The 23,565-nt window shown below is 43.4% G+C and carries 21 protein-coding genes; 13 read left to right on the top strand and 8 right to left on the bottom strand.

Translation table 11 applies throughout. The annotated features are described in order from the left end of the window. Positions 1-139: 139 nt before the first annotated feature. The 4 genes from E0F88_RS04880 to E0F88_RS04895 all read left to right on the top strand — a co-directional run bounded on the left by E0F88_RS04880 (position 140) and on the right by E0F88_RS04895 (position 6,704). A complete protein-coding gene (locus E0F88_RS04880) occupies positions 140-2,281 on the top strand; it encodes a LamG-like jellyroll fold domain-containing protein (RefSeq protein WP_131957001.1) in 2,142 nt (713 codons plus the stop codon). 41 nt (positions 2,282-2,322) lie between these two features. Further along, on the top strand, positions 2,323-4,026 hold the full coding sequence (locus tag E0F88_RS04885; protein WP_131957002.1) for a trypsin-like peptidase domain-containing protein: 1,704 nt from the start codon (positions 2,323-2,325) through the stop codon (positions 4,024-4,026). Between the two features lie 62 nt (positions 4,027-4,088). Next, a complete protein-coding gene (locus E0F88_RS04890; RefSeq protein ID WP_165939995.1) occupies positions 4,089-4,937 on the top strand; it encodes a Stp1/IreP family PP2C-type Ser/Thr phosphatase in 849 nt (282 codons plus the stop codon). Between the two features lie 45 nt (positions 4,938-4,982). Beyond that, positions 4,983-6,704 (top strand): serine/threonine-protein kinase, encoded by a 1,722-nt coding sequence (locus tag E0F88_RS04895; protein WP_131957004.1) that lies wholly within the window; start codon positions 4,983-4,985, stop codon positions 6,702-6,704. Positions 6,705-6,711: 7 nt separating this feature from the next. Here the strand turns inward: E0F88_RS04895 and E0F88_RS04900 are convergent, their stop codons facing one another. Beyond that, complete coding sequence (locus E0F88_RS04900; protein WP_131957005.1) at positions 6,712-7,653, bottom strand: AraC family transcriptional regulator; 942 nt, start codon at positions 7,651-7,653, stop codon at positions 6,712-6,714. Between the two features lie 201 nt (positions 7,654-7,854). Here E0F88_RS04900 and E0F88_RS04905 point away from each other — a divergent pair, with 201 nt between their 5' ends. The 6 genes from E0F88_RS04905 to E0F88_RS04930 all read left to right on the top strand — a co-directional run bounded on the left by E0F88_RS04905 (position 7,855) and on the right by E0F88_RS04930 (position 13,928). Then, positions 7,855-9,408, top strand: coding sequence for an aldehyde dehydrogenase family protein (locus E0F88_RS04905; protein WP_181956078.1), 1,554 nt, complete (start codon positions 7,855-7,857; stop codon positions 9,406-9,408). A 235-nt stretch (positions 9,409-9,643) separates the two neighbouring features. Next, positions 9,644-10,006 (top strand): DUF779 domain-containing protein, encoded by a 363-nt coding sequence (locus E0F88_RS04910; protein WP_131957006.1) that lies wholly within the window; start codon positions 9,644-9,646, stop codon positions 10,004-10,006. 299 nt (positions 10,007-10,305) lie between these two features. Next, positions 10,306-11,538: a DEAD/DEAH box helicase gene (locus E0F88_RS04915; protein WP_310589680.1), complete on the top strand. Its 1,233-nt coding sequence runs from the start codon at positions 10,306-10,308 to the stop codon at positions 11,536-11,538. A gap of 160 nt (positions 11,539-11,698) precedes the next feature. Next, positions 11,699-12,436, top strand: coding sequence for a DUF1361 domain-containing protein (locus tag E0F88_RS04920; RefSeq protein ID WP_229213678.1), 738 nt, complete (start codon positions 11,699-11,701; stop codon positions 12,434-12,436). 50 nt (positions 12,437-12,486) lie between these two features. Then, positions 12,487-13,218: a class I SAM-dependent methyltransferase gene (locus tag E0F88_RS04925; RefSeq protein WP_131957007.1), complete on the top strand. Its 732-nt coding sequence runs from the start codon at positions 12,487-12,489 to the stop codon at positions 13,216-13,218. Then, positions 13,212-13,928, top strand: coding sequence for a pseudouridine synthase (locus E0F88_RS04930; protein WP_374756308.1), 717 nt, complete (start codon positions 13,212-13,214; stop codon positions 13,926-13,928). The genes E0F88_RS04925 and E0F88_RS04930 overlap by 7 nt, the downstream gene beginning before the upstream one ends. Before the next feature lie 8 nt (positions 13,929-13,936). Here E0F88_RS04930 and E0F88_RS04935 read toward each other — a convergent pair whose 3' ends face one another. Then, complete coding sequence (locus E0F88_RS04935) at positions 13,937-14,911, bottom strand: c-type cytochrome (protein WP_131957008.1); 975 nt, start codon at positions 14,909-14,911, stop codon at positions 13,937-13,939. Positions 14,912-15,095: 184 nt separating this feature from the next. Between E0F88_RS04935 and E0F88_RS04940 the strand changes: the two genes are divergently transcribed. Genes E0F88_RS04940 through E0F88_RS04950 form a run of 3 tightly spaced genes read left to right on the top strand, consistent with a single transcriptional unit; the run spans position 15,096 to position 17,114 of the window. After that, a complete protein-coding gene (locus tag E0F88_RS04940) occupies positions 15,096-15,632 on the top strand; it encodes an LVIVD repeat-containing protein (RefSeq protein WP_229213679.1) in 537 nt (178 codons plus the stop codon). A 22-nt stretch (positions 15,633-15,654) separates the two neighbouring features. Next, positions 15,655-16,422, top strand: a complete 768-nt coding sequence (locus E0F88_RS04945) for an LVIVD repeat-containing protein (protein ID WP_131957009.1) — start codon at positions 15,655-15,657, stop codon at positions 16,420-16,422. Then, positions 16,419-17,114, top strand: coding sequence for a DUF3575 domain-containing protein (locus tag E0F88_RS04950; RefSeq protein ID WP_131957010.1), 696 nt, complete (start codon positions 16,419-16,421; stop codon positions 17,112-17,114). The genes E0F88_RS04945 and E0F88_RS04950 overlap by 4 nt, the downstream gene beginning before the upstream one ends. A gap of 109 nt (positions 17,115-17,223) precedes the next feature. Here E0F88_RS04950 and msrB read toward each other — a convergent pair whose 3' ends face one another. The 6 genes from msrB to E0F88_RS04980 form a co-directional block, all read right to left on the bottom strand. Continuing rightward, positions 17,224-17,790 carry a peptide-methionine (R)-S-oxide reductase MsrB gene (gene msrB, locus E0F88_RS04955; protein WP_131957011.1) on the bottom strand — a complete coding sequence of 189 codons (567 nt, stop codon included), beginning with the start codon at positions 17,788-17,790 and terminating at the stop codon, positions 17,224-17,226. 101 nt (positions 17,791-17,891) lie between these two features. Next, positions 17,892-18,623, bottom strand: coding sequence for a bacillithiol biosynthesis deacetylase BshB1 (bshB1, locus tag E0F88_RS04960; RefSeq protein ID WP_131957012.1), 732 nt, complete (start codon positions 18,621-18,623; stop codon positions 17,892-17,894). A gap of 7 nt (positions 18,624-18,630) precedes the next feature. Continuing rightward, the gene (locus tag E0F88_RS04965) at positions 18,631-19,704 is read right to left on the bottom strand and encodes a peptidoglycan DD-metalloendopeptidase family protein (protein WP_165939996.1); all 1,074 of its coding nucleotides are present in this window, start codon (positions 19,702-19,704) and stop codon (positions 18,631-18,633) included. Between the two features lie 86 nt (positions 19,705-19,790). Continuing rightward, positions 19,791-20,753 (bottom strand): thioredoxin-disulfide reductase, encoded by a 963-nt coding sequence (gene trxB / locus E0F88_RS04970; protein WP_131957013.1) that lies wholly within the window; start codon positions 20,751-20,753, stop codon positions 19,791-19,793. 172 nt (positions 20,754-20,925) lie between these two features. Then, positions 20,926-22,872 carry an OmpA family protein gene (locus tag E0F88_RS04975; protein WP_229213680.1) on the bottom strand — a complete coding sequence of 649 codons (1,947 nt, stop codon included), beginning with the start codon at positions 22,870-22,872 and terminating at the stop codon, positions 20,926-20,928. Further along, positions 22,827-23,408: a 7-carboxy-7-deazaguanine synthase QueE gene (locus tag E0F88_RS04980; protein ID WP_131957646.1), complete on the bottom strand. Its 582-nt coding sequence runs from the start codon at positions 23,406-23,408 to the stop codon at positions 22,827-22,829. The genes E0F88_RS04975 and E0F88_RS04980 overlap by 46 nt, the downstream gene beginning before the upstream one ends. Between the last annotated feature and the right edge of the window lie 157 nt (positions 23,409-23,565).

The following is a 23,565-nucleotide window of genomic DNA, read 5'->3' on the forward strand; positions in this document are numbered from 1 at the left end:
CGGGGTATTAAAGGTGCGGTAAAATGTATGTTTTCATATAGGCTTTTTATAGGTGTTCATCGATTTTATCAGGGTTGCTTTTAGAGGACTTTTGTAATGTTCCAATTGGCCTTTGGCCTCTACCTTTAAAACAACTGTTATGAAAAAAAATGCTTTACGAATATCGATATGGGTACTTCCGTTGTGCTTTCTTCTGAATCTGACTGCCAGTGCTCAGGTAACACCAAACTACGATCCGCAGGTCTTTGGCAATTCCGCCAGTTTTTACACAGGCGTGGAGCCAATCAGTATTGATGATTATAATACCAGCTGGTCCTATATGCTGTCGGGTAACTTCTCGATCGAGTTCTGGGTAAAGGTCGGTCCGGCGGAATTTGCCACGGGTAAAAACTGGATACATCAGCCCGATGGTGCCATTTCAGTTGGCACGGTTTACACCTGCGGCGATGCGGACTGTACTAGTTCAACAACGTTAGTTCAATTTCAAATTCATATAACTGACCAGCAACAGGATTTTTTTACCGTCTGGGCACCTGTTACCCAATACAATGAATGGTTTCATGTGGCCCTGGTGAGTAATCAGTCGGTTGAAGTCGAAGGCTATGATCCGGATATCGACACCCAACGTGGTGAAATGGCGATTTATATCAACGGAGAAAAATCCGGCAGCAGGCCTGCTCCTGATCCCAATATGGTAAGAAAAAATACCCAACCTGTTAAGATTGGCGGAGATAACCGGTTTTTCAGAATGGATGAATTGCGTTTTTGGAATATTCCAAAACTAAGAAGCGGAATTCTAACGACGATGAATGAAGAGGCTGATATTTACACAAACGGGCTTTTTGCTTATTACGATTATAACTTTCCCGGAACACAACCTGGCACTGGACTGGACAGGATTGTACCAAATAAATCCAGGGGCGCAGGCAGTCCGACTACGAATAGCAACAATGCGCTCACCGGAAGAATGACCCAAAGTACTTATGCTGATTATCCTGTTTTTGGTCCGGACCACACTTTCGTTGCTGTTCAATCCGGGAGCTGGAATAATCCTGCAACCTGGGGAGGCGAGGGAGTTCCTTCATACCAGGAAGTGGTAACCATCGGCACGGGGCTGGAAGATGAGGAACCGTTTGAAGTAACGATGCAGTCCAATGCCGATGTAATCTCTATTGTTTTTAAAAACGGGAAAATTCGAACCAATGGTTATACACTTTCAACAAGCCTGAAAACCTTCGGCGCATCTGCCAGATCATACATCATCACCGACGATGGACAAGCTTCGGGATATGGGAATTACTTCCTGCAGGAAGGAGGTGGCTCGGGCTATACCACCCTGCCAATAGGTAACGAAGATTTCTATCTTCCCTTAAAGATCAGAAAGTTAAATTCAAATTACACCTTTTACTCTACATCCAAGATTCATACGGAAGCCTCTCCACAAATTTCCGATCCTGCTGCGGCGCTAAACGTTCCATGGGAATTGACTGCGCAAACTTACCTTAATGACGGTCCGGTAACTCCGTATGAAGTGATCTTCCAATGGAATCAGGAAAATGAAGGAGAAAACTTCGACAGGTCGCAGGTATACATTGCTAATTTCCACAATGGTGTCTGGCGGAAGCTCGGAAACGGTTCTCCGGCTCAGGTTATTTCAGAAGGCGTATATGCGATCCTTTGCCAAACAACAGAGTTTTCCGAATTCACTGCCAGCAGCAGCCCTTCGGCTCTTCCGGTAAGTCTTATCTCTTTCAAGGCAAAACAGGAATCTGAAACGGTGCAGCTTAGCTGGTCTACAAGTTCAGAACTGAATGCAAGTGGCTTTCACGTGCAAAGAAGCCAGGATGGTAAAAACTGGAATACTGCCGGATTTGTGAAGGCAGCGGGTCACAGTAATACGGTGCAGCAGTATCAGTTTACGGATAATCTCTCATCTTTTTTACCAAATGAAAACCGGATTTATTATCGTCTTAAACAAATTGATCTTGATAAAACCTATGCTTACAGCAGAATTGAAAGCGTGGTTTTGGATCGGACTACCCTTGCTAACTCACTTTATACATATCCTAATCCGGTATCGGATAGACTGTTTGTTAAAACTGAATTGGTACTGACAGCCAGTAAGGCGGAGGTTTTTTCTCCCGCCGGGAAACTTCTGAAAGAATGGAGCGTAACGCCTGCCGGTTTAGATGTAAGCAGTTTTCCGCCGGGTATTTACCCGGTGCTGCTCAACATGAAAGATGGCAGTAAAAAATCATTCAAAGTGCTTATTGCCCGCTAGACCACCAATATTATTTTCTTCATTTTTCTGAAAAACTTATCATGAAAAACACTGTAAAAAATTATCTGATCCGCCATTTATCCGGCAGCAAAGCCAACCAGATTGAATCTTTCGATTTTGCAGATCAAAGCAAACTGACTTTTGGCCGCTCACAGGAAAGCGACATTAAATTTGATGCCGAAATAGACGCTGTTGTCAGTCGGGAGCATGGTAAAATTGTCCGTGATCATTCGGATTTTTTAAGTTTTACAATTATAGACAACAACAGCCGAAACGGGATTTTTGTAAACAAAGTCCGTATCATTGGTTCTGTTTCCGTTTTTGCAGGTGACGAAATTCAGCTTGGCAGCAATGGCCCGACCTTTATTTTTGATCTCGATCCGCGCCCAGAGGCCAATCTTGCAAAAACACGTCTGATCGAGGTTTTAAAACCGACAACTGAGATGGTCACCGAACAGCCAAACCTAGCCGCACCGGAGAAAACCGGGATCGGAAAAGAAACTTTCGAGCGCGTGATCACCCATGAAAGGCGAAAATCACACCGGACTTTCTGGGCCAGTCTGGCTGCCGCGGTTATCCTTTTTTCAGCAGTTGGGTTTGTGGTGTGGAGCAAGAATAAGGAAGATCTCAGCTCGGTATCGTTGGCAGGACAAAAAAGGGCAGACAGTATTTTGGCATTAAATAAAAATTACACCCAGGCGCAGCTCGATTCGGTTTTGCTGGCAGCAAAGTCTGGCCGGAATGTTGCTTATGATCAGATCGCCTCTGCCAATCTGGACAAAGTAGTTAAAATTTATATTTCATGGGAATTGTATGAAGTTTCAGAAAATGAGGAGCTGATGCATGAATACCGGCCGGATGCGAACGGCGTATTTCACCCTCTGTTCTTGCAAACGCAATCTGGCATTGAACCTTATCTGGTATCTAAAAGAAGATCCAAGGCTGGCCTTCCGGTGGGTTCGACGGGAACAGGATCCGGTTTTGTAGCCGCTGCTGATGGGAAAATTCTGACCAACCGCCACGTTGGTGCAGCCTGGAAAACGCGTTACAGCGGTTTCTCATGGGATAGCTTTCCCGGTTATCTGGTGCAGGGGCTCAAAGGTGGTGAACCTGTTACCGGCAAAGTGCCAACGGTTTCCGAGCAGGATGTATTCGGCTGGGTTCCATCGGAAACGACGATGGTAAACGGGCGCTCTGCACAGGTGGAAGGCCGAAATAAATATCTCAAAGTGGTTTTTGCTAACTCATCTCAGCCATATGAGGCACATTTGGTTACCACTTCCCAAAGTCATGATGTGTCGCTGATCAAAGTAGATATGAACGATCTGGATCCGGTAACGATGAATGATAATTATAGCAATATCAAATCCGGGCAGGGAATTGTTGTTATGGGCTATCCGGGCGGCGCTCCTCAGCAGCAGGTTGTTCGGAAATCCAATGATCCGTTTAAACCAAATCCGGAAGTATTTAGTATCGCTTCTCCGGTTACCTCGCCGGGTCATATTCAGCAGGTTGTAAAGAGTTCTTCAGAATTTTCATCCAAGGAATCAGGCTTTGGGGACAGCTATCAGCTCGATCTGAACGCAACAGGCGGCGGCAACAGCGGCGGGCCTTTGTTTGATGATAAGGGAAATGTCATTGGAATATTTTATGCAGGCGGAGGTAACGCCAACCAGGGGATTATCTCATTCGCCATTCCGATCAAATACGGTTTGGAGTTGCTCAGTGTCAGAAGAACGGATTAAGCACTACTTATGAATAATGTAATTGAAATGATGTTTTTAGTCTAAAATAAATGGGCAGTTCTATGTTCTGGAGCAAATGGTTTTCGGTTACATCACAAAAAATTGAGTCACCACAGGCAGATAAGGATCTTCGGGCGGTTGTAATATCAGATGTGGGCTGCGTGAGGACGAACAATGAAGATACTGCACTTTTCTTTCGTCCTGCATCGGCGGGTGAGAGAATGAAAAAGGGATATTTAGCCATCATTGCGGATGGAATGGGGGGCCATGCGGCTGGAGAAGTGGCCTCCCAAATGGCTGTGGACATTGTTTCAAAAGTTTATTACCAGCGAAACGAGCAGGTTTCAGAGCGTTTGTTTTTTGCTTTTCAAAAAGCGAACCGGCAGATAAACCAGTCGGCGAATAAAAACAAACAGCAGAAAGGAATGGGAACTACCTGCACTGCACTTGCTGTCTGCGATCACAAGCTGTATCTGGCTCATGTTGGTGACAGCCGCGCGTATATTTTCAAAAACGGACAGCTTTTGCAGCTTTCCGGCGATCATACTTATGTGAACGGTTTGCTAGAGCAAGGTATGATAACCGCTGCTGAGGCACTGATACATCCCGAAAGAAATGTGCTTACAAAAGCGCTCGGCACACAAAGTATTGTTGAGGTTGATATAACTGAAATCACAGAGCATTTTGAGGCGGAAGACAGAATTCTTCTGTGCAGTGACGGGCTCTACGATTATCTTTCTGCGCAGGAAATCGGCACTATTTTGCTTCAAAACCAGATCAGTGATGCTGCTGCCCAGCTTGTGGATTGTGCCAAACAGCGGGGCGGTCATGACAATATCTCCGTCATTCTTGCCGAATACGTACCGTCCGAAACCTTTCAAAGCCTGAACATCACCCGTCAGATTGGTTGAAAGACAAACCCTTTTGCAAAATATACAATCTTAAACGTTATCGAAATGCTTGGCCGTACCATTCAAAATTACCGTATTGAACAGCTTTTGGGAGAAGGAGGGATGGGCACTGTTTATAAAGCCACCGATCTTTCTTTGCGCAGACCTGTAGCTGTGAAGATGCTGCATGCGCATCTTGTACGTAACAAAATCTTTATGGAGCGGTTTGAGAATGAGGCGGTACTTTCCGCACAGCTCAACCATCCCAACGTCGCAACACTTTATAATTTCTTTCAGGATTATCAGTTTAATCTGATTGTGATGGAGTTTGTGGATGGTATGACATTGGAGCAGGTTCTGAAAAGAAACGGAAGCCTTCCTTTTCAAACCGCTGTGAAAATTGTCATTCAGACCATCGATGGTCTGCTGAATGCGCACCAGCGAAACATTTTGCATCGGGACATTAAAGCCGCTAATGTGATGCTGACCGCGGCCGGCAACATCAAACTCATGGATTTTGGTATTGCCAGGCTGGTCGGCAGCGAACGTATCACGAGAATGGACCGCGTGGTGGGCACGCTGGAATACATGGCTCCCGAACTGCTTGGCGGTGCTGCTCCTTCCGTGCAGTCAGATCTTTATGCTGTGGGCGTGTTGCTGTATGAACTTTTATCAGGGCATATGCCATTTCAATCTGCTACCGAGTCTGCACTGATCACACAGATTTTGTTACAAAAACCTTTGCCGCTTAAAAACCGGACGACTAACCTGCCGGCAAAAATTGAAGAAATCATCTTTAAGCTTTTGGAAAAAAAGCCTGAAAAAAGATTCCAGACTGCCTCCGAGCTTCGCTTTGCGCTGGTCTCGATTGTGCTTCCCGGTAATATTGATATGCACATGCTTTCCGCCCTGGACGGTGGCACAAGCGTCTCACATCATCCAGCATCAAGACCTATGGAGCCACCTACCAGGCTTGTGCCATCGGGCGTGCCGACCATGCGGCCGTTTTATTTTGACTGGTTCAGCGATAATCTTTTTACAATCGAAGGCGCCATCTTAGGTTTTGCTTTGCTGATCGCCACCGCGGTGATCAGTTACGGGCTGATGAGTCCTCCATCCGGGAGTTCACAACAGCGTCAGAATTTTGACAGTTTAGCAGTAATAGCCGAAAAGCCTGTACCGCAGATTAAAGAATCCGGTGTTTTGGATTCGGGGAAAAGTGATGCGTTAGCCGCTTATCCCGATGTTACGGTTAAACGCCCGGCAGTTAAAATTGAGCTGGAAGAAATTCCTGAGCAGCAGTATGTTCCTCCTGCCAGGAAAAAGAAACAGGTTGCGGAAAGTGTTGTTGTAAGTGAAATAAGGGATGTGGAAAAATCAAAACCGGAACCGGTCAGGGAAACTGTAAAACCGGCAAAAATGGTTTCAGTGCAGTTAAAAGGCGCCACGCTGAACGCCAGATTTGTTACCGCTCTTTCAACTGAAAATAGCCGGCAGGGACAAACTTTTTATCTGGAAGTTGTTGCCCCGCTCATTGTTGATGGTATTACAGTTGTACAATCAGGCGCACAGCTAAAAGGCATTGTCGAAAAGGTCATCAGTAAATCCGAAAGTAAAAGAGCTGGTCTATGGTTCAGACTTCTGGCAGTGCAGGCAATTAATGGAAGCTGGCTTAATATTGATCTGAAATGGAGTGATACCGCTTTTCATGCCATAGAGCTGAAAGAAGGTTTTGTATTTAAAAAAATAAAAATTGAAAGAACCAGTATTGAACTTGCCCAATACTAATACGATATCATCTATGTAATTCTTCGTGCCCGCCGCTTACCGAGCGATACTGGCTTGGTGAAATGCCTTCTGCCTTTTTAAACTGTCTGCCAAAATAATTCAAATCCGAAAATCCCAGCTGATAACATACATCCGAAATGCTGTTTTTAGACTCTGAAAGCAAATGTTTTGCCTTTTTTATTTTCTCTTTTAGAATAAAATCCAGCGGACTCAGATTAAACTCCCGCTTAAACGCCCTGTAAAATGAGGTCCTGCTCATACATGCCTTTTCACTAAGCTCTTCCACCTGGATTTTCTCACTGATGTTAGCCCGGATGTAATTGATCACGTAAGCAAGCGGGTTATCCTGATCATGCCCAGTATTGCTGTCGGTTAATAATTGAAGATTTTGTGTTTGAATGATATGCACAATAAGCTCCTGTAAGGTAAGATCAGCCAGGATATCCTTTCCCAACGACGACCCTGAACAGATCTGAATGAGCTTATTCATGCTTTGTGCCAGTTCAAGGTTATTCAAAAAATGATATTGATTGTGCTGTAATTTCCAGTATTGGCCTTTTCCTTCCCGGGGATATTGCTCGTTAAGCCGGTCGATAATCTGTTGAATTTTGGTCTGGTCGAGTGCCAGGGCAATACATTGCGTAGGATTGCCTTTTGTTGCATCGGGAAAGTCGATTTTCATCGTCACATTCGCTGGAACAAGAACCGTTTCTCCCGGCATGTAATCAAATCCCGGCTGGTCAAAAAGATGCATCACTTTTTTTCCACGGAGCATACTCGTCACAACAAAATCTGAGAAAGTCAGCGGGACCAGCGCGGATGCTTCAAGGGTTTCGAAAAGATTAAGCTCACAGTTCTGAAGGGTAAATGCCCGCCTGTTTTCAACAAGTGTTTTTAGTGATTTCTCAGCAGAAAGTGCAATCTGGTTTAATTTATGACCTGTTGGCATGAGTGAAGTATCAAACGTAAACAATTAAGAAAAGGCAAGAAAACAATAACTAAGCTACAATCTGATGTTAAACTTAAATATAATTATTTTTTAATTAAATGAGATAATTATGCTACAATATGGAACGATCGTGCCATTCTTTAACGGGCTGGTGCGGTAGATTTGTATCAGTAATTCATTAAAAAAAATAATTTTTACATTATGGATACGATCACCGAAAACCCAAAAGCTGAAACCAAAGCTTATGTAAATGAAAATCTGGCTAAAAAGCCGTCCTTCAAGGAACGGTATGGAAATTTTATCGGCGGGCAATTTGTCGAGCCGGTTAAAGGACAATATTTTGACAATATCTCGCCAATAGACGGGCAGGTATTTACGCAGGCAGCAAGGTCAACAAAGGAAGATATCGAAAAAGCGCTTGACGCAGCACATGAAGCTTTTCCGACATGGAGTAAAACATCGGCAGCATCCAGAAGTAATTTGCTTTTAAAAATTGCGCAGGTTATCGAAGACAATCTGGATTATCTGGCAATTGTAGAAACAATTGATAACGGGAAGGCCATACGTGAAACCCGGGCTGCCGATTTGCCCCTTTGCGTTGACCACTTCCGCTATTTTGCCGGTGTTATCCGTGCAGAAGAAGGAAGCGTTTCGGAGCATGATGAAAATACAGTGTGTATCAATATACATGAGCCGCTGGGTGTAGTTGCTCAGATCATTCCCTGGAACTTCCCGCTACTAATGGCTACCTGGAAAATTGCGCCGGCACTTGCAGCAGGCTGTTGTGTGGTGGTGAAACCTGCCGAACAAACACCAACTTCGATTATGGTTCTGATGGAACTGATCGGGCATATTCTTCCTGCGGGCGTGCTGAATATTGTAAGTGGTTTTGGTGTTGAAGCAGGAAAACCATTGGCATCTTCGCCGAGAGTTGCCAAAGTTGCTTTCACCGGTGAAACGACAACAGGACGTTTGATCATGCAGTATGCATCCGACAACCTGATCCCGGTAACGATGGAATTGGGCGGAAAATCGCCAAATATATTTTTCCCATCAGTTGCTGACGAAGACGATGCATTTTTTGATAAGGCTATTGAAGGTGCGGTTCTTTTTGCTTTGAATCAGGGTGAGGTTTGTACCTGTCCTTCCAGGATTTTGGTACATGAAAGTATCTATGACAAATTCATGAGCCGTGTGATTGAGCGTACGAAAGCAATAAAAATGGGTCATCCGCTTGACAGCACAACCATGATGGGCGCTCAGGCATCCAATGACCAGTACGAAAAAATCCTTTCTTACCTGAAAATTGGAAAAGAAGAAGGAGCGGAATTGCTTGCAGGAGGCGATGCACAAAAATTTGAAAATGGTATTTCCGGGGGATACTATATTCAGCCAACCATCTTTAAAGGCCACAATAAAATGCGGATTTTTCAGGAAGAAATCTTCGGCCCGGTTGTGTGTGTAACCACTTTTAAAACAACCGAGGAAGCCATCAGTATTGCCAATGATACGCTCTATGGCTTAGGCGCGGGTGTCTGGACGAGAGATGCACATGAGATATATCAGGTTCCCCGCGCTATCCAGGCGGGCCGGGTTTGGGTAAATAATTATCATGCTTATCCTGCTCACGCGCCTTTTGGCGGATATAAAAAATCCGGGTTTGGCCGCGAAAATCATAAAATGATGCTGGGATATTATCGTCAGACAAAAAATATGTTAATCTCTTATGATAAGAATAAGCTCGGTTTCTTTTGATAACTTAGCGTTGTAATTGCGGCCAGTTGCTAATCCCTTACCTCTGATAAAGGCACACGCTATCATGCGGCAGTCCTGATACAGAATTTTAACTATTTCTGTCTGAGAGGTAAGGGAATTGGTCGTTTCGTTAACCGGATTGCTACACCGGATTGACCTTTGAATTCACTTTATCCACAAATTGACTTTATTTCAGGCTGCATTGCGGACCTGAACTTTCCTAAACTTTATGGTCATGACACAACGAGTTTTGATAACCGATAAGGCTGTTGCCGTAGTTGATCAGCTCAAAGCCCAATACGGCGAACTGATGTTTCACCAAAGCGGAGGATGCTGCGATGGTTCACAACCCATGTGTTTTGAAAAGGGTGAATTTCGCACCGGTGACAGCGATGTGCTTTTGGGTGAAATAGCCGGATGCGAATTTTACATGAGCCGTGATCAGTTTGAATACTGGCAGCATACCCAGCTAACAATTGACGTTACAGAGGGCAGGGGCTCTTCCTTTTCTCTGGAAATACCAATGGGTGTTCGTTTTATTACAAAGTCCAGGTTGTATACGCCTACGGAAGCAGAAGATCTGGTTGAAGTTCAATAGGAGAGTTTTGTAACTTTTGCCCATGAATTGTATACGTGCGGTTATCGGGTGTCAGGTAACCGCACATTTTGTTTAGAAAGCCTTGTAGGTGTTGCCTATACGCGCTTCCTATTTTCGGGAAAATTGCTTACTTTTGATATAAATCAAGCGGTTTGCTGACTGGGAAATTTAAAAGTCAGCTCTTTATACTTATCAACACAATCAAACGGAAAGCTATTTTTCATTTGATTTTAAAAAGCTGAATTTTGAATTTCAACGAATTTGATCTCCACGAAGACGTGCTAAACGCTGTGGATTCTATGAATTACCAATTGGCTACTCCAATTCAGGAACAAGCCATTCCACATATTCTTAAAGGTAAAGACCTGCTGGCCTGTGCGCAGACAGGTACTGGTAAAACAGCTGCATACCTGATCCCGATTTTGGATAAGGTCGCGCATGAATCAAACAAAAATACCGCAGCGCTTATTTTGGTGCCCACCCGTGAGCTTGCTGTTCAGATCGATCAGCAGATTCAGGGACTTGGCTATTTTGTGGGCGCAACGAGTATTGCTGTTTATGGCGGTAATAAAGGCCCTGAATGGGACCAGCAGAAAAAAGCACTTACACAGGGAGCGGATATTATCATCGCCACTCCGGGAAGACTAATAGCACATTTGCAGCTTGGTTATGTAAATTTCAGCGGTATCAAACATTTGGTGCTTGATGAAGCTGACCGAATGCTGGACATGGGCTTTTTAAGTGATATTTTAAAGATTATGAGTTTTCTTCCGGCTAAAAGGCAAACGCTGATGTTCTCGGCAACCATGCCTTCTAAAATCGGGGAACTTGCTAAACGTATCCTGCACGAACCCGAGGAAGTCAGACTTGCTGTTTCAAGACCTGCAGAAAGAATCGATCAGCAATTTTATCTTGCCAAAGACGAACAAAAACTGCCTTTACTGACACACCTTTTAAGCGGTGTTGAAAATATCAGCATGGTACTGTTTACTTCCCGCAAGTCGACCGTTGAGCCGATCGTAAGGGCACTTCGGAAACTGGGCCTGGGAGCAAACGGAATTTCGTCAGACTCTGAACAGGCGGATCGTGAAATTGTGCTCAGGGATTTTAAAAACAGAAAATTTCCTATTCTGGTAGCCACCGATGTGTTGTCACGCGGAATAGATATCGACAATCTAAGTCATGTGGTGAACTACGACGTACCCCGTGATCCGGAAGATTATGTGCACAGGATTGGACGTACAGCACGTGCCGAGTCAAAAGGCATTGCCATCACTTTTATCAGTGAGCAGGATCAGAAATATGTATTAAAAATTGAGCGCCTGTTTGAAAAAGAAGTAGAAAAACGCTCTGTTACCGCAGAGCTTGGCCTGGGTGAAGCACCCTTATTTGAGCCCCGTAAATTCAGGCCATCCAATGGACCTAAAAGAAAAGGCGGTGGCGGCAAGCCCGGTGCTAAACCTGGCGAAGGCGGCCCTTCTAAGAAAAGACGTAAACCCAAAAATGATCAAAAAAGTCCTGTAAAGGCTTAAGTCCCCTCTCAGTCGTTTGTCAGTTGCTGCAAGACAGGATCTGGAAAAAAGTATAACGAAAGCCATGTTTATTTTAAAGATAAGCGGGAAATAAACGTTGTATGCCATTTTTCCATTTCATTTGCCTGATGATTTGTTGCGTGCTGAAAAATTTCAACTGATGTTTATAGATCGTTTTATAGATTGGATCAAGAATTATAAGTTTACCGTATCTAATCCTCCGATTGTTTCGATGGAGGGTTTATTTTCGCTGCTGCTGCTTGTTTTGCTCAGTTTCGTTGCTGTATTATTTCACCTGATCCGCATATTTTTTAATGCTCCGGTTGATTTTTCAATGGACTGGAATTTGTTTTTGAGCTGGATTCCGCTTATCACAGCATTCTTTGCGAACAACCTTACCAAAAGGTTCGGCTACATTCCGTTTACCTTGATTCTGCTAAGTTTGATCTGGCTTGCCTTTTTTCCAAACGCCCCTTACATGGTTACGGATCTGGCACATTTGACAGTCAATTATGAAAGAGATTTAACCTGGCATGACACGATCATGCTGTTTTTTTATGCAGAGGTCAGTCTTTTCAACGGGCTGGTTTCGCTTTATTGGATTCATCAGGCCTGGAGGCAGGTATTTTCAAGAAGTGTAAGTACCTATCTTTTTCTGGCTAGCTTGCCGCTTGCCGGTTTTGGCGTTTATTTGGGAAGGGTAAAAAGAATGAACAGCTGGGACATTCTTAATGCTCCTGAACAGATTCCTATGCAGCTTTGGAATAGTATCACCGACAGGACTGCACTGGTGTTTAGTCTCGAAATTGGAATACTTTTGGGAATACTGTATTTGGTTTTATGGGCGATTATCCGCTTCCGGGTTCGTTATACCAAAGGCAGCAGCAGACAGAATTGAAGATAATTGTTTTATTTTGCAAAAAACAAACCGTTTCGTCCTGACGCTTTATGCAGCTTTCTGAAAATATCAAAGAATCTTATTCGGCTCAATATGACGCAGATTCGGTGCAATGGCGCAATACGGGCGCTAAATACAAAGCAGAGAATATTGTAGCACTTGCCAAACATATAAACTTCAAAAACGTACTTGAAGTCGGCGCAGGAGAGGGAAGTATTTTAAACTGGCTTTCAAAGTGGAATTTCAGTACGGATCTTAACTGTGTCGAAATTTCTGAAAGCGGTATTGAGCTGATCAAATCAAAAAATATAGCGAACCTGAAAGATATCTTGCTCTTTGACGGATACCGAATTCCCTACGCCGACGATCATTTTGACCTGGTGATCTGTTCACATGTATTGGAGCATGTGGAGCATGAAAGGATTTTGTTAAGAGAAATCAAACGGGTTTCGAAACACCAGATTTTTGAAGTACCGATCGATTTTTCTTTTTATGTTGATAAAAAACTCAAACATTTTCTGGGTTACGGTCATATCAACATCTACACGCCATCACTTTTTCGTTTTCTGTTAAAGTCAGAAAATTTTGAGGTTAAAAAGGACATTTCTTATCTCTACCCGGACGAAGTTCTTTTACCCACTTTCAAAAACTATAAAATGGGGTTTTATCTTACCAAAATCAAACACTTTATCCTGCGGATGTTTCCTTATTTGCTTGGAATTAAACCCAATTCTTATGCCGTCTTAACCAGCAAGAGTAATCAGGAAATCTCCATATTTTAATCTTGACAGCCATCCATCCGCATTTGGAAATCCTTTACCAGGACTCCGGCCTGATTGCCATAAATAAGCCTCACGGACTTCTGGTACACAAGTCGGCCATTGCGGCAGACACAAATCTGTTCGCTGTGCAGCTGCTGAGAGATCAGCTGGGTATGAAAGTTTATCCCGTGCACCGTTTAGACCGCAAGACTTCAGGTATTCTTTTGTTTGCCTTAAATGAGGAGCTCAATAGCCTCATGCAGCAGCAGTTTATGAATGGCTTGGTTTCTAAGCGTTATCATGCCATTGTGCGTGGTTACACACCTGATAAAATGGAGATTGATTATGCATTGAAAAGAGATGACGGGGTTTTGCAGGATGCTTTTACCTCTTTTGTAACCCTCCAAAAAAATGAGGTTCCCTTCGCGATTGGTAAACATGAAACATCACGTTACTCGTTTGTTGAACTGACGCCAACGACAGGAAGAATGCACCAGCTGCGAAAACACATGGCGCATATTTTTCACCCCATCATTGGCGACAGGCCACATGGCTGTAACAAACAAAACAAATATTTCACCAACAAGCTGGACATGAGTACCATGTTGCTTCATGCCTCAGAGCTAAGTTTTGTTCATCCGCTTAGCGATCTGAAAATTAAGATTAAAGCGGGCTTTCAACCGGAATTCAGCCGGATGATTCAAACGTTGGGTTTCCGGCCAATTCCTTAAATACTGCATCAGTTTTGGGAAAACTTTGTGACCTGATGACTGATCGGTTTAAGGGATTTTAGATAAGCAAAAATTGCTTTTAAATCGTCTTCTTCCATACCCGCATACATCGTCCAGGGCATTGGCGTGTTCATATCATTAGGGCCAACTTTGTGCGGGACGTAGGCGGAATCTGCGTACAGTTTAAAGCGTTTTACAAAATCTGCTTCCGACCAGTTTCCAATGCCCGTTGTTTTGTCCGGAGTAATATTGGCAGAGCGCACAGTTCCGCCAGGCAATCCAAACTCCATACCGCCGCCAAACTCAGTTCCCGGAACTTTGGCACCTTTCTCCATTTTGCTATGGCATTCGACGCAGGCTGCTGCGGTGACAAGATATCCGCCTCTTGCCAGAATATCAGTGTCTTTGGGCCGCACCGATAGCGATGCACTAACAGGCATTGTATTGATCAGCAGACTAACCGGGAAGTCTGCTTCGGAGGCAGGAACGTCGTTTTTAACCGCTGGTAATGTTCTCACATAAGCAATGATGCTGTAAAGATCTTCCTGGTCAAGTTTGCCATAAGCATGATACGGCATTACCGGGAACAGCGCATGTCCGTCTTTACTAACCCCGGTTGTGATGGCCCGGAATATTTCACCGTCAGTCCAGCTTCCCAAGGCGTACGGTGTGATGTTTCGGGAGTAAAAGTTGCCGGGGAATCCCATGTCTTTATTGAATTTTTCGCCCCCACCACCAAAATTTCCTGCGACCAATGGTCCCGCAAAAAGCTCTTGTGATCGCGTGCTGTGGCAGTCCATACAAACGGCTACATGATTAGCAAGATACTTTCCTCTCTGAATTCGTTTGTCTGATCTGTCGAGACTAAAATTTTGGGCGGGTCCCACATCCGGCAGCATGGTCTTTACATAAAAGCCGCAAGCTGCAGCAATAATAACAATGATGAGCAGAAGGATTCCTGCAATTTTGAGAAGTTTTTCCATAAAGAGTTGAGGTAGTTTAACTTACCAGCAAAAGTATGACGCTGTATTTTAATTACATTACCGCATAGTAATATGGAATGATTTTAAATTAGATGATAAGTGTTTATACTTGTAAGAAAAAAATATCAATGTAATTCTACAACCAAATGGACCAACTTTGTGTCAGAGTTGAAATGGCTATATTATGAGACAAATTTTATATGTTTTTCTATCGTCTGTATTGATGAGCTCCTGCGTTTTATCAGACAGTGAGCCTTTTAACGGGAACGATTTCGACGGAACCGCTTACAGGCCAATTTATGCCACAGCGGACGAATTGACCAAGGTCAGTGTGACTGCTCCGGTTTCACTAACCGATCCCGGAAAAATCTATGTGTCAGATAATTATTTGTTTATCAACGACAGGGGGCGGGGAGTGCATATTATTGACAACAAGGATCCAAAAAAACCGGTCAATCTTTCCTTTATCTCCATTTTGTCCAATTATGACATTGCTGCCAAAGGAAACTGGCTTTATGCGGATAATGCCACAGATCTTCTTGTATTTGACATTTCTGATCCCAGGGTTCCGAAATTGATTAAACGTATAACCAATGCGATTCCTGTGAGTTATTTCCCGCCATACCAAAACATTTTTTTTGAGTGTGCTGATGAGAAAAAGGGTGTGGTGATTAAATGGGAAAAGGTGACGCTTGATAAACAACCAAACTGTTTTAGATAAACCCGTTTTACAGCTTCATTATATGAAAAAGTTAGCACCAGTTTTCTTTATCTGTCTTGCCCTCGCCGGCGTAGTCATTCTGCTCTTTGGCTGTGATATGAAATCTTCGGATTCAGCAATCAGTCCACAATCCGGTCAGGGCGGATCAATGGCCCGCTTTGCTATCACAGGAAATACGCTATATATTGTTTCTAAAAAAAGTCTGGAGGTTTACAACATCAGCGACGGAGCCAGCCCGGTTAAAACTGAAAGTAAAAACATGGAGATTGGTATTGAGACTATTTTTCCTTACCAAAATCATTTATTTATCGGCGCCAATGACGGTATGTATATCTACAATAACAGCAAACCCGAAAATCCTGTTTTACTTACCAAGTATTCGCATGTACAATCTTGCGACCCGGTTGTGGTTCAGGGAAACTATGCCTATGTCACCTTACGCGCGTCGAGTTTGTGCCGGCCCGGTGCTACCCCGAGCTCGCTTGATGTGATTGATATAAGTAAACCTTCTGAACCTGTTTTGGTAAATTCTCAGGTGATGGATTCACCCTATGGCCTTGGGGTATCCAACAACATGTTATTTGTTTGCGAAGGCGAAAAAGGTTTTAGAATAATGGACATCACCAACCCTAAATTACCTTTTGGAAAACAGTATTTTAAAGATTTACCTTCCTACGACGTCATTGTAAGAAATAATCAACTGATCATTACCGGGGCAAAGGGGTTGTTTCAATATCAATTTGACGATCAAAATAATATGGAGCTGCTAAGTAAAATACCAGTTTTATGAAGGTTTTTGGGTTTAGTTTTGTCCTGATCAGTTTGTACTTTTCTCTACCGGGTCTGGCACAGACTTATGTCCGGCAAAATGCAAATAATGTAATTGTTAAATTTGCTCCGCTGGCTATGTTTGATATTGACAATACATTTCAGGCAGGCATAGAAATACCCATCAATACCAGGTGGACTGTTCAGCAGGATTTTGGTTATGGGCATGCAAACTTTAACTTGTGGTACATAGACCGCAACGAGCGTCCCGATAAAACGACCTGGAAATCAAGAACACAGATCCGATATTACTTTTATCAGAAGAACCGCTTTGCTGCCTATCTTGCCGGGGAGTATCTGTATAAACGTGTCGTTACACAACAGACGCAATGGGTTGGAGTCGATTGCGGAACTGGAGGATGCAATTATTTTGAAAACAAAAATGTAAAACTTGCTCGCCTGGCTAACGGGATGCATGTCAAAGCAGGATGGCAGTTTTATTTTTCCAACCGGACTACAATCGATCTTTTTACAGGATTCGGTCTTCGCAACAGACAGCTTCGTATTTTAACACCAAATGTCGACAGAGCGGATTTTGGTGATGACTTCGGGATTTTTAGTAATAACACACCCGGCTCTTCGATTTTACTTCCAAGCGTGGCAGTTGGTTTTCATATTGGAATTATGCTGGGAAAAATAAATAAGGAAAACTAATATTCGATCGGAGGAGCAGGAAAAAAGAAGAATGGTATGGTCGGAAAAATAAAAAATCCCGCTGCGAGTGTCGTTCGCAAGCGGGATTTTTGACAGACAAATTCATTATTTAACTTCCTGAATTCGCCTTTTTCTTAGAATTATATTTCTTCTCAGCAGTCTTCGCTTTTTCGAAATCGAGTACGACACCGTTTATACAATAACGCAGACCGGTCGGTGGCGGGCCGTCGTCAAAAACGTGACCTAAATGTGATTTGCAGCGGCCGCACATTACCTCAATACGGCTCATGCCCAAACTGTTGTCTTTTGCTTCAACAATTGATTTTTTACTGATCGGTTCAAAGAAACTTGGCCATCCGCAGCCGCTTTCATATTTGGCATCACTTTTAAAAAGTGCATTTCCACAAACAGCACAGTAAAATGTTCCTATTTCTTTCGAATGCTCGTACTCGCTTGTAAAAGGTCTTTCCGTTCCTTTTAATCTAGCTACGTTGTAAACTTCCGGAGAAAGGATTTTTTGCCAGTCTTTGTTGGAAACATTGACTTTGGAAGTATCGGTGCGAGAATATTCCGGACTCTTTTTGGCGTTTTCTGTTTTTGTTGACGATTGTCCGTAACAGTTCAGCAGAAATACCGCTGAAAGCATGCAGAACAATAAAGCTATTTTCCTTTTCATAATGTTTGTTGTTTTCCTGTCTGCTTTTATATACGATAAATGAGGCTCAAAAGTTGAAACCATCAGCCTTTTCTTTTAAACAACCAAAACAGCGAAAAATGCTAAATGAATGCAGAAATATCTTTTACTCCCAATTTTTTGTAGGAGGTAAAACCTTCACCGTACTGCACGCCTATGGCATGACCCATTTCCTGAGCACGGGCAATGATAAAGTTCAAAAATTCAGGAGACGAAATGTAACTTTGCGGCTCACCGGATGAGGCATTATATTCAGGATCGAAAAACTGACTTTTAAAAGCCCTGACCGCCCGGATCTTCTGATCATGAACATCGGAGATGTCTACAATAAAGTCGGGCTGAATATAACGGTCCTGTATGGAATGAAACACATTTTTTGGACGCCATGCCTGCTGAGGATTACCATCCTGATCAAAGGTTTCAATCATTCTCAGGCCGGAATAAAAGCAGCTGTCAACCACCAGCTGAGCACCACGTCCATGGTCGGGATGACGGTCATGAATGGCATTTGTGATCACAATGTCAGGCTGGTATTTTCGGATATAAGGAATGATAAGTTTTTGATGCTGCTCGTCATTTTTGAAAAAACCATCGGCTATACCTACGTTTTCCCTGATATCGATATTCAGAACTCCGGCAGCATTTAAAGCTTCCTGTATTCTGCCTTGGGGCGTACCCCGGGTACCAAGTTCACCTCTCGTCAGATCAACAATACCGACTTTCTTTCCCAATGCCATTTGTGCTAAAAGCGTACCGGCGCAGCATAGTTCAACATCGTCCGGATGAGCTGTAATGGCAAGGATATCTAATTTCATAATATTATTATTTGATACGCAGCTTCTGGCCCAGTCTTAAAGTCGATCTGGTAGAGATACGGTTTTTTTTAGCAATAGCATTGATGGAAACGCCATATTTACTGGCAATGGATGAAAGCGTATCACCTGAACGTACTTTGTGAAGAAGCGAACGGGACTGTGCTACAGGAACAGCATCACCGGCTTCAAATTCGCTTTTTGTAGATTTTCCACGAAGGTGGTTCCAGACAGCGCTTGTCAGCAAAAAGTGATCAGAACGGATCTGTTTGCCATCCCAGTCAAAAATATTTCTTGAATCAAAAGGGTTTCCTTCATAGCGGTTTTCATAGTGAAGATGTGAACCGGTACTTCTGCCGGTGTTTCCGCCCAGGCCAAGTACTTCGCCCGCTTTTACCAGCTGTCCTGATTCAACAAGCTGTTTGGACATATGACCGTATAAGGTTTCAAGACCGTTGTAATGACGTACCAAAACAAATTTACCAAATCCACTGCCATCATAAGCTACGATCCTGACCATACCGTCATAAGTTGATTTCACACTGTCACCGGTGTCCAAGTCAAGGTCAGTTCCGTTATGCCAGCGTCCCCAGCGATAGGAGAAATTTGAGGTTGTCCGGATTACATCCAAAGGGTTGCTCCACATCCTGTTGGCTGTCGGGTCATATAATTTTAAGTCGACAGGTTCGTCAAATTCAGCCGGACTAAGTCCATAAGGATTGATTGCCCGCGCATCCCAGATCACATAATAGTCAGCAGCTTTAACCCATTCGTCGGCCACTTCCACAGAATCTACAACCTGAATCACCTCTGTTTCACCTTCATCCAGTGTGGTGGTATCTTCACTAACAACGGGATTGAGTGGTTTTACAGGTTCAAACTGATTTTGAAATTTCAAACCTGAGGTCTCAACCTGGTATTCATCTTCAACCTGAGGCGTTCCGGCTTTTGTTGGTCCCTCGTTGGTATTTTTTGACTGATTTATTTTTGGATTTCTTTTGAACTTTCCTCGCTCTTGTGCTTGCGTGTTCCAGGAGATCAAACACACCATCATTAGCAAACTTACAACAAGCTTTCCTTTCATAGATACAAATACTATATCAGGCTACCGCTGAATAAACAGGGTAGCCTGATTTAAATTTAATGGGCTATTTATTTAAAAGTCTTTTTTTATGCTGAGGCTTCTTCCATAATTACTTCAACCTCGTGCTCCATCAGGAAACGCTCAGCATCCAAAGCAGCCATACAACCTGTACCGGCAGCCGTTACAGCCTGGCGGTATACATTGTCCTGCGCATCACCACATGCAAACACACCTTTGATATTGGTGCAGGAGCTGCCCTTGATTGTTTGGATATACCCGGTTTCATCCATATGCAGATAACCTTTAAAAATATCTGTGTTTGGTTTGTGACCGATTGCAACAAAAAATCCTGATACATCCAATACGGTTTCTTCTCCGGTTTTATTGTTTTTTACAACAACACTTTCCAGATCTTCTTCACCGTTTAATTTAACAGTTTCGGTATTCCAAAGTATTTCAATATTCGGAAGCATTTCGACGCGTTTCTGCATGATTTTTGAAGCGCGCATTTCGTCACGACGTACAAGCAGATACACTTTGCGGCAAAGTTTAGCAAGATAACTGGCTTCTTCAGCAGCAGTATCACCGGCACCTACAATGACAACATCCTGTCCGCGGAAGAAAAATCCGTCACAAACCGCACAAGCAGATACGCCACGGCCGTTTAAACGTTCTTCTCCATCAATTCCAAGCCATTTGGCAGAAGCTCCGGTTGAAACAATTACAGAATCTGCAATGATCTCTTTTTTACCATCGATAATCACTTTATGGGGATAACTGGTAAAATCCACTTCTGTAGCCAGGCCGTAACGAATGTCTGTACCAAAGCGTTTAGCCTGTTTTTCAAAGTTGATCATCATTTCCGGTCCTGTAATTCCATCAGGATAACCTGGGTAATTGTCAACTTCGGTAGTAATAGTCAATTGACCTCCAGGCTGTCCACCCTGGTAAAGAACCGGATTTAATCCGGCTCTGGAAGCATATATAGCGGCAGTATAACCGGCAGGGCCGGAGCCTATAATAAGGCAGGATACTTTTTCAGATGTCATGTTAATAGTAACTAAATGTTATTTAGTAATAAGGTAAAATAATTTTTAGCTTTTGGCTTTTAACTATCAGCTTTTGGCTTTCAGATATTCATTCGAACAGCCTGATACTCGTAAAATACAACACAGACCGGGCAACAAAAGTGCGAAAAATCGCCTCCTTATGCAAATTTGCTCATTCTATCTTCCACTCGATGCGCCGGTTCCTCTGGCGGTTGGCTTCGGAGTCGTTGGCAGCCACGGGTTTTGTCTCGCCAAAGCCAATGGAAATAAGCCTTTCAGGAGCAATTTCGTTTTTCTGAATGTATTCTTTCACCGACTGTGCTCTTCTTTTGGAGAGTTCCAGATTCTCCTTATCTGACCCCACATCATCGGTATGTCCTGATATTTCAATTTTGATCGTTTTATTCCGGCGTAAAAAATCAACCATTTTGTCCAGTTCCACCTTTGATTTTTCATCCAGGGTATATTCACCTGTTTTGAAAAAGATGTTATTAAGCACCTCTGCTTTATTTTTTTCAATCGGTTCAAGAGGAATCTGCAGATCAACAGAAGAAGCCGAATCCGAAACAGAAAATGAAAGGCTTTTAAACAAATATCCGTCTTTTGATACATAAAAGGCATATTCGCTGCCCTTGTTTAACACTGCCAGAAAACTTCCTGTTGTTTTATCAGAATTAAATTCGCCAACTTTCTGCTGTGTTTTTAAATCAAAAAGGTCGATGTCTGAAGAGAGGGGAGCACCCGTTTTTTTGTCGACGATTTTACCTTTTGCATAACGCGCAGGTACGATCATTTTTTGCAGCTCATCCGGTAAATCAAAGCTGTATAATAAAGAACGGCTGCGGCCGGTATCGGATTTGTCATCCGAATAATAAGCAATTTTCCCGTCCGAAGCGATAAAAAGGCCAACCTGCTCGGAAAATGTATTGATCGGATAGCCCAGATTTTTGGGCTCCGACCAGACCGTGTCGATACGTTGGGCCATGAAAATATCCAGACCACCCATTCCCGGTAACCCATTTGACGCATAAAATAAAGTTCGTCCGTTGGCATGAATAAAAGGAGCATTCTCATCGTCACCGGTATTAATGACCGGCCCCAGATTTTTCGGCTCGACCCAAACGCCTTTATCGTTTAACTGAGAAACCCAGATATCGCGTTTCCCCTGTCCTCCCTTGCGGTCGGAGGCAAAATATAGCTTATGTCCATCTGCGGAAAGGGACGGCTGCGAATCCCATTCCCGGCTGTTGATACCTTCACCCATGTTAACCGGCGCGCTCCAGTCTTTTCCTTCCTTTTTTGTAATGTAAAGATCGCAGCTTCCATATCCGTCCTGGCGGTTGCATGCCGTAAATACCAGCGTCCGGCCGTCGGCTGAAACACTGCAGGTGCCTTCGTTATTGGATGTGTTAATTGCCTGTGATATTTCTTCGGGTACATCCCAACCTTTGTTTTGCCGGTGTGTGATGTAAATATTTTCCTCCTTTTTATCTGTCAGTCCGGTGAAAATCAATGTTTCGCCATCCGCGGTAAGTACCGGGAAATATTGTGCATCCAGGAAATTGATGGTGTCACCCAGTGACCGCTTTTTGATTGGAAGCGGGTTTTTGATTGCATTCTGAGCAAACTTTGTGGCGATAACCGACTTTTCAGCAAGTCGCGAAAGATTTGATTTGGCCGGAAACAGTTCAAAGGATTTTTGATAGTAAACCAGCGCTGAGTCATATTTTTCCGACTGAGAATAAAACTTACCAAGCCATTGGTAAGCACTCGCCGACTGGGCTGCCTGCGGCTGAATGGCAATCAGATTTTTATAGTGGTATTTGCTTAACTCAGGCCGTCTCAGCAGATCGTAAATCTGAGCCAGCCGAAGGTGGCTTTCTGCATTTTTTGGTTCAGTCTGAAGTACTTTTTCATAAAGTATAACTGCCTCGTTCAGCTGACGATCCTGCCAGGCTTTTTGTGCTTTATCAAAAAGCTCCTTCGCCTTTTTGGACATCGGGGGATTCTGCCCGTAACTGTTTGATATCAGAAAAAAACTCCAGATCAGAAATGTCAGCAAACAATGGCGCATCAGGGAATATTCATGTACTTGTGTGTCTGTAACGACATTTTCCATTTCGGATTGTCTTTGATATAATCAATTATCAAAGGCAGCATTTGTTCATGCTTACTCCATTCAGGCTGTAAAAGCAACGTACATTTTTCGTTCACCAAGGCAGCGTGCTGTTCTGCGAATTCAAAATCACTTTTATTGTAAATGATGGATTTTAGTTCGTTGGCATGTTCATAGATGTCCGGATGAGGTGTTTTGAATTTTTTAGGAGAGAAACAAACCCAGTCCCAATTGCCGCTGAACGGATAAACGCCGGAGGTTTCTATATTCGTCTGAAATCCTGCCTGATGAAGACTGCCTGTCAGTTCGTCTAAATTGTACATCAAAGGTTCACCGCCAGTGATCACTGCCAGGCGGCCCGCATATTGCAGCGCACCCTGCACAATGTTTTCAATTGAAGTTTTAGGATGGATATCGGCATCCCAGGATTCTTTCACATCGCACCAGTGGCAGCCTACTTCGCATCCGCCCAGACGGATAAAGTAGGCAGCTTTCCCACTATGCTGGCCCTCTCCCTGCAAAGTGTAGAAAGCTTCCATTAGCGGTAGCTGGCTGGTAACGATAGGTAATGTTTCGATAAGCAAAATATAATATTTAACTGGTAATTATGGATTGAGAAAGGCTAACATCTTCGGAATAGAAATAATTTGCAAAAGTCAAAAAAATTGACATTTAAACGTAAGAGTCTGTTGGTTT

Source organism: Dyadobacter psychrotolerans (assembly GCF_004349265.1).
Classification (GTDB): Bacteria; Bacteroidota; Bacteroidia; order Cytophagales; family Spirosomataceae; genus Dyadobacter; species Dyadobacter psychrotolerans.

Bases quoted from the DNA above. Each gene is read 5' to 3' on its own strand.
- E0F88_RS04915 (WP_310589680.1), top strand. From the start codon at position 10,306: ATGAATTACCAATTGGCTACTCCAATTCAGGAACAAGCCATTCCACAT.
- E0F88_RS04940 (WP_229213679.1), top strand. From the start codon at position 15,096: ATGAGACAAATTTTATATGTTTTTCTATCGTCTGTATTGATGAGCTCC.
- E0F88_RS04900 (WP_131957005.1), bottom strand. From the start codon at position 7,653: ATGCCAACAGGTCATAAATTAAACCAGATTGCACTTTCTGCTGAGAAA.
- E0F88_RS04905 (WP_181956078.1), top strand. From the start codon at position 7,855: ATGGATACGATCACCGAAAACCCAAAAGCTGAAACCAAAGCTTATGTA.
- E0F88_RS04935 (WP_131957008.1), bottom strand. From the start codon at position 14,911: ATGGAAAAACTTCTCAAAATTGCAGGAATCCTTCTGCTCATCATTGTT.
- E0F88_RS04880 (WP_131957001.1), top strand. From the start codon at position 140: ATGAAAAAAAATGCTTTACGAATATCGATATGGGTACTTCCGTTGTGC.
- E0F88_RS04885 (WP_131957002.1), top strand. From the start codon at position 2,323: ATGAAAAACACTGTAAAAAATTATCTGATCCGCCATTTATCCGGCAGC.
- E0F88_RS04950 (WP_131957010.1), top strand. From the start codon at position 16,419: ATGAAGGTTTTTGGGTTTAGTTTTGTCCTGATCAGTTTGTACTTTTCT.
- E0F88_RS04980 (WP_131957646.1), bottom strand. From the start codon at position 23,408: ATGGAAGCTTTCTACACTTTGCAGGGAGAGGGCCAGCATAGTGGGAAA.
- E0F88_RS04895 (WP_131957004.1), top strand. From the start codon at position 4,983: ATGCTTGGCCGTACCATTCAAAATTACCGTATTGAACAGCTTTTGGGA.
- E0F88_RS04890 (WP_165939995.1), top strand. From the start codon at position 4,089: ATGTTCTGGAGCAAATGGTTTTCGGTTACATCACAAAAAATTGAGTCA.
- E0F88_RS04965 (WP_165939996.1), bottom strand. From the start codon at position 19,704: ATGAAAGGAAAGCTTGTTGTAAGTTTGCTAATGATGGTGTGTTTGATC.
- E0F88_RS04945 (WP_131957009.1), top strand. From the start codon at position 15,655: ATGAAAAAGTTAGCACCAGTTTTCTTTATCTGTCTTGCCCTCGCCGGC.
- E0F88_RS04910 (WP_131957006.1), top strand. From the start codon at position 9,644: ATGACACAACGAGTTTTGATAACCGATAAGGCTGTTGCCGTAGTTGAT.
- E0F88_RS04925 (WP_131957007.1), top strand. From the start codon at position 12,487: ATGCAGCTTTCTGAAAATATCAAAGAATCTTATTCGGCTCAATATGAC.
- E0F88_RS04975 (WP_229213680.1), bottom strand. From the start codon at position 22,872: ATGGAAAATGTCGTTACAGACACACAAGTACATGAATATTCCCTGATG.
- trxB (WP_131957013.1), bottom strand. From the start codon at position 20,753: ATGACATCTGAAAAAGTATCCTGCCTTATTATAGGCTCCGGCCCTGCC.
- msrB (WP_131957011.1), bottom strand. From the start codon at position 17,790: ATGAAAAGGAAAATAGCTTTATTGTTCTGCATGCTTTCAGCGGTATTT.
- E0F88_RS04920 (WP_229213678.1), top strand. From the start codon at position 11,699: ATGTTTATAGATCGTTTTATAGATTGGATCAAGAATTATAAGTTTACC.
- bshB1 (WP_131957012.1), bottom strand. From the start codon at position 18,623: ATGAAATTAGATATCCTTGCCATTACAGCTCATCCGGACGATGTTGAA.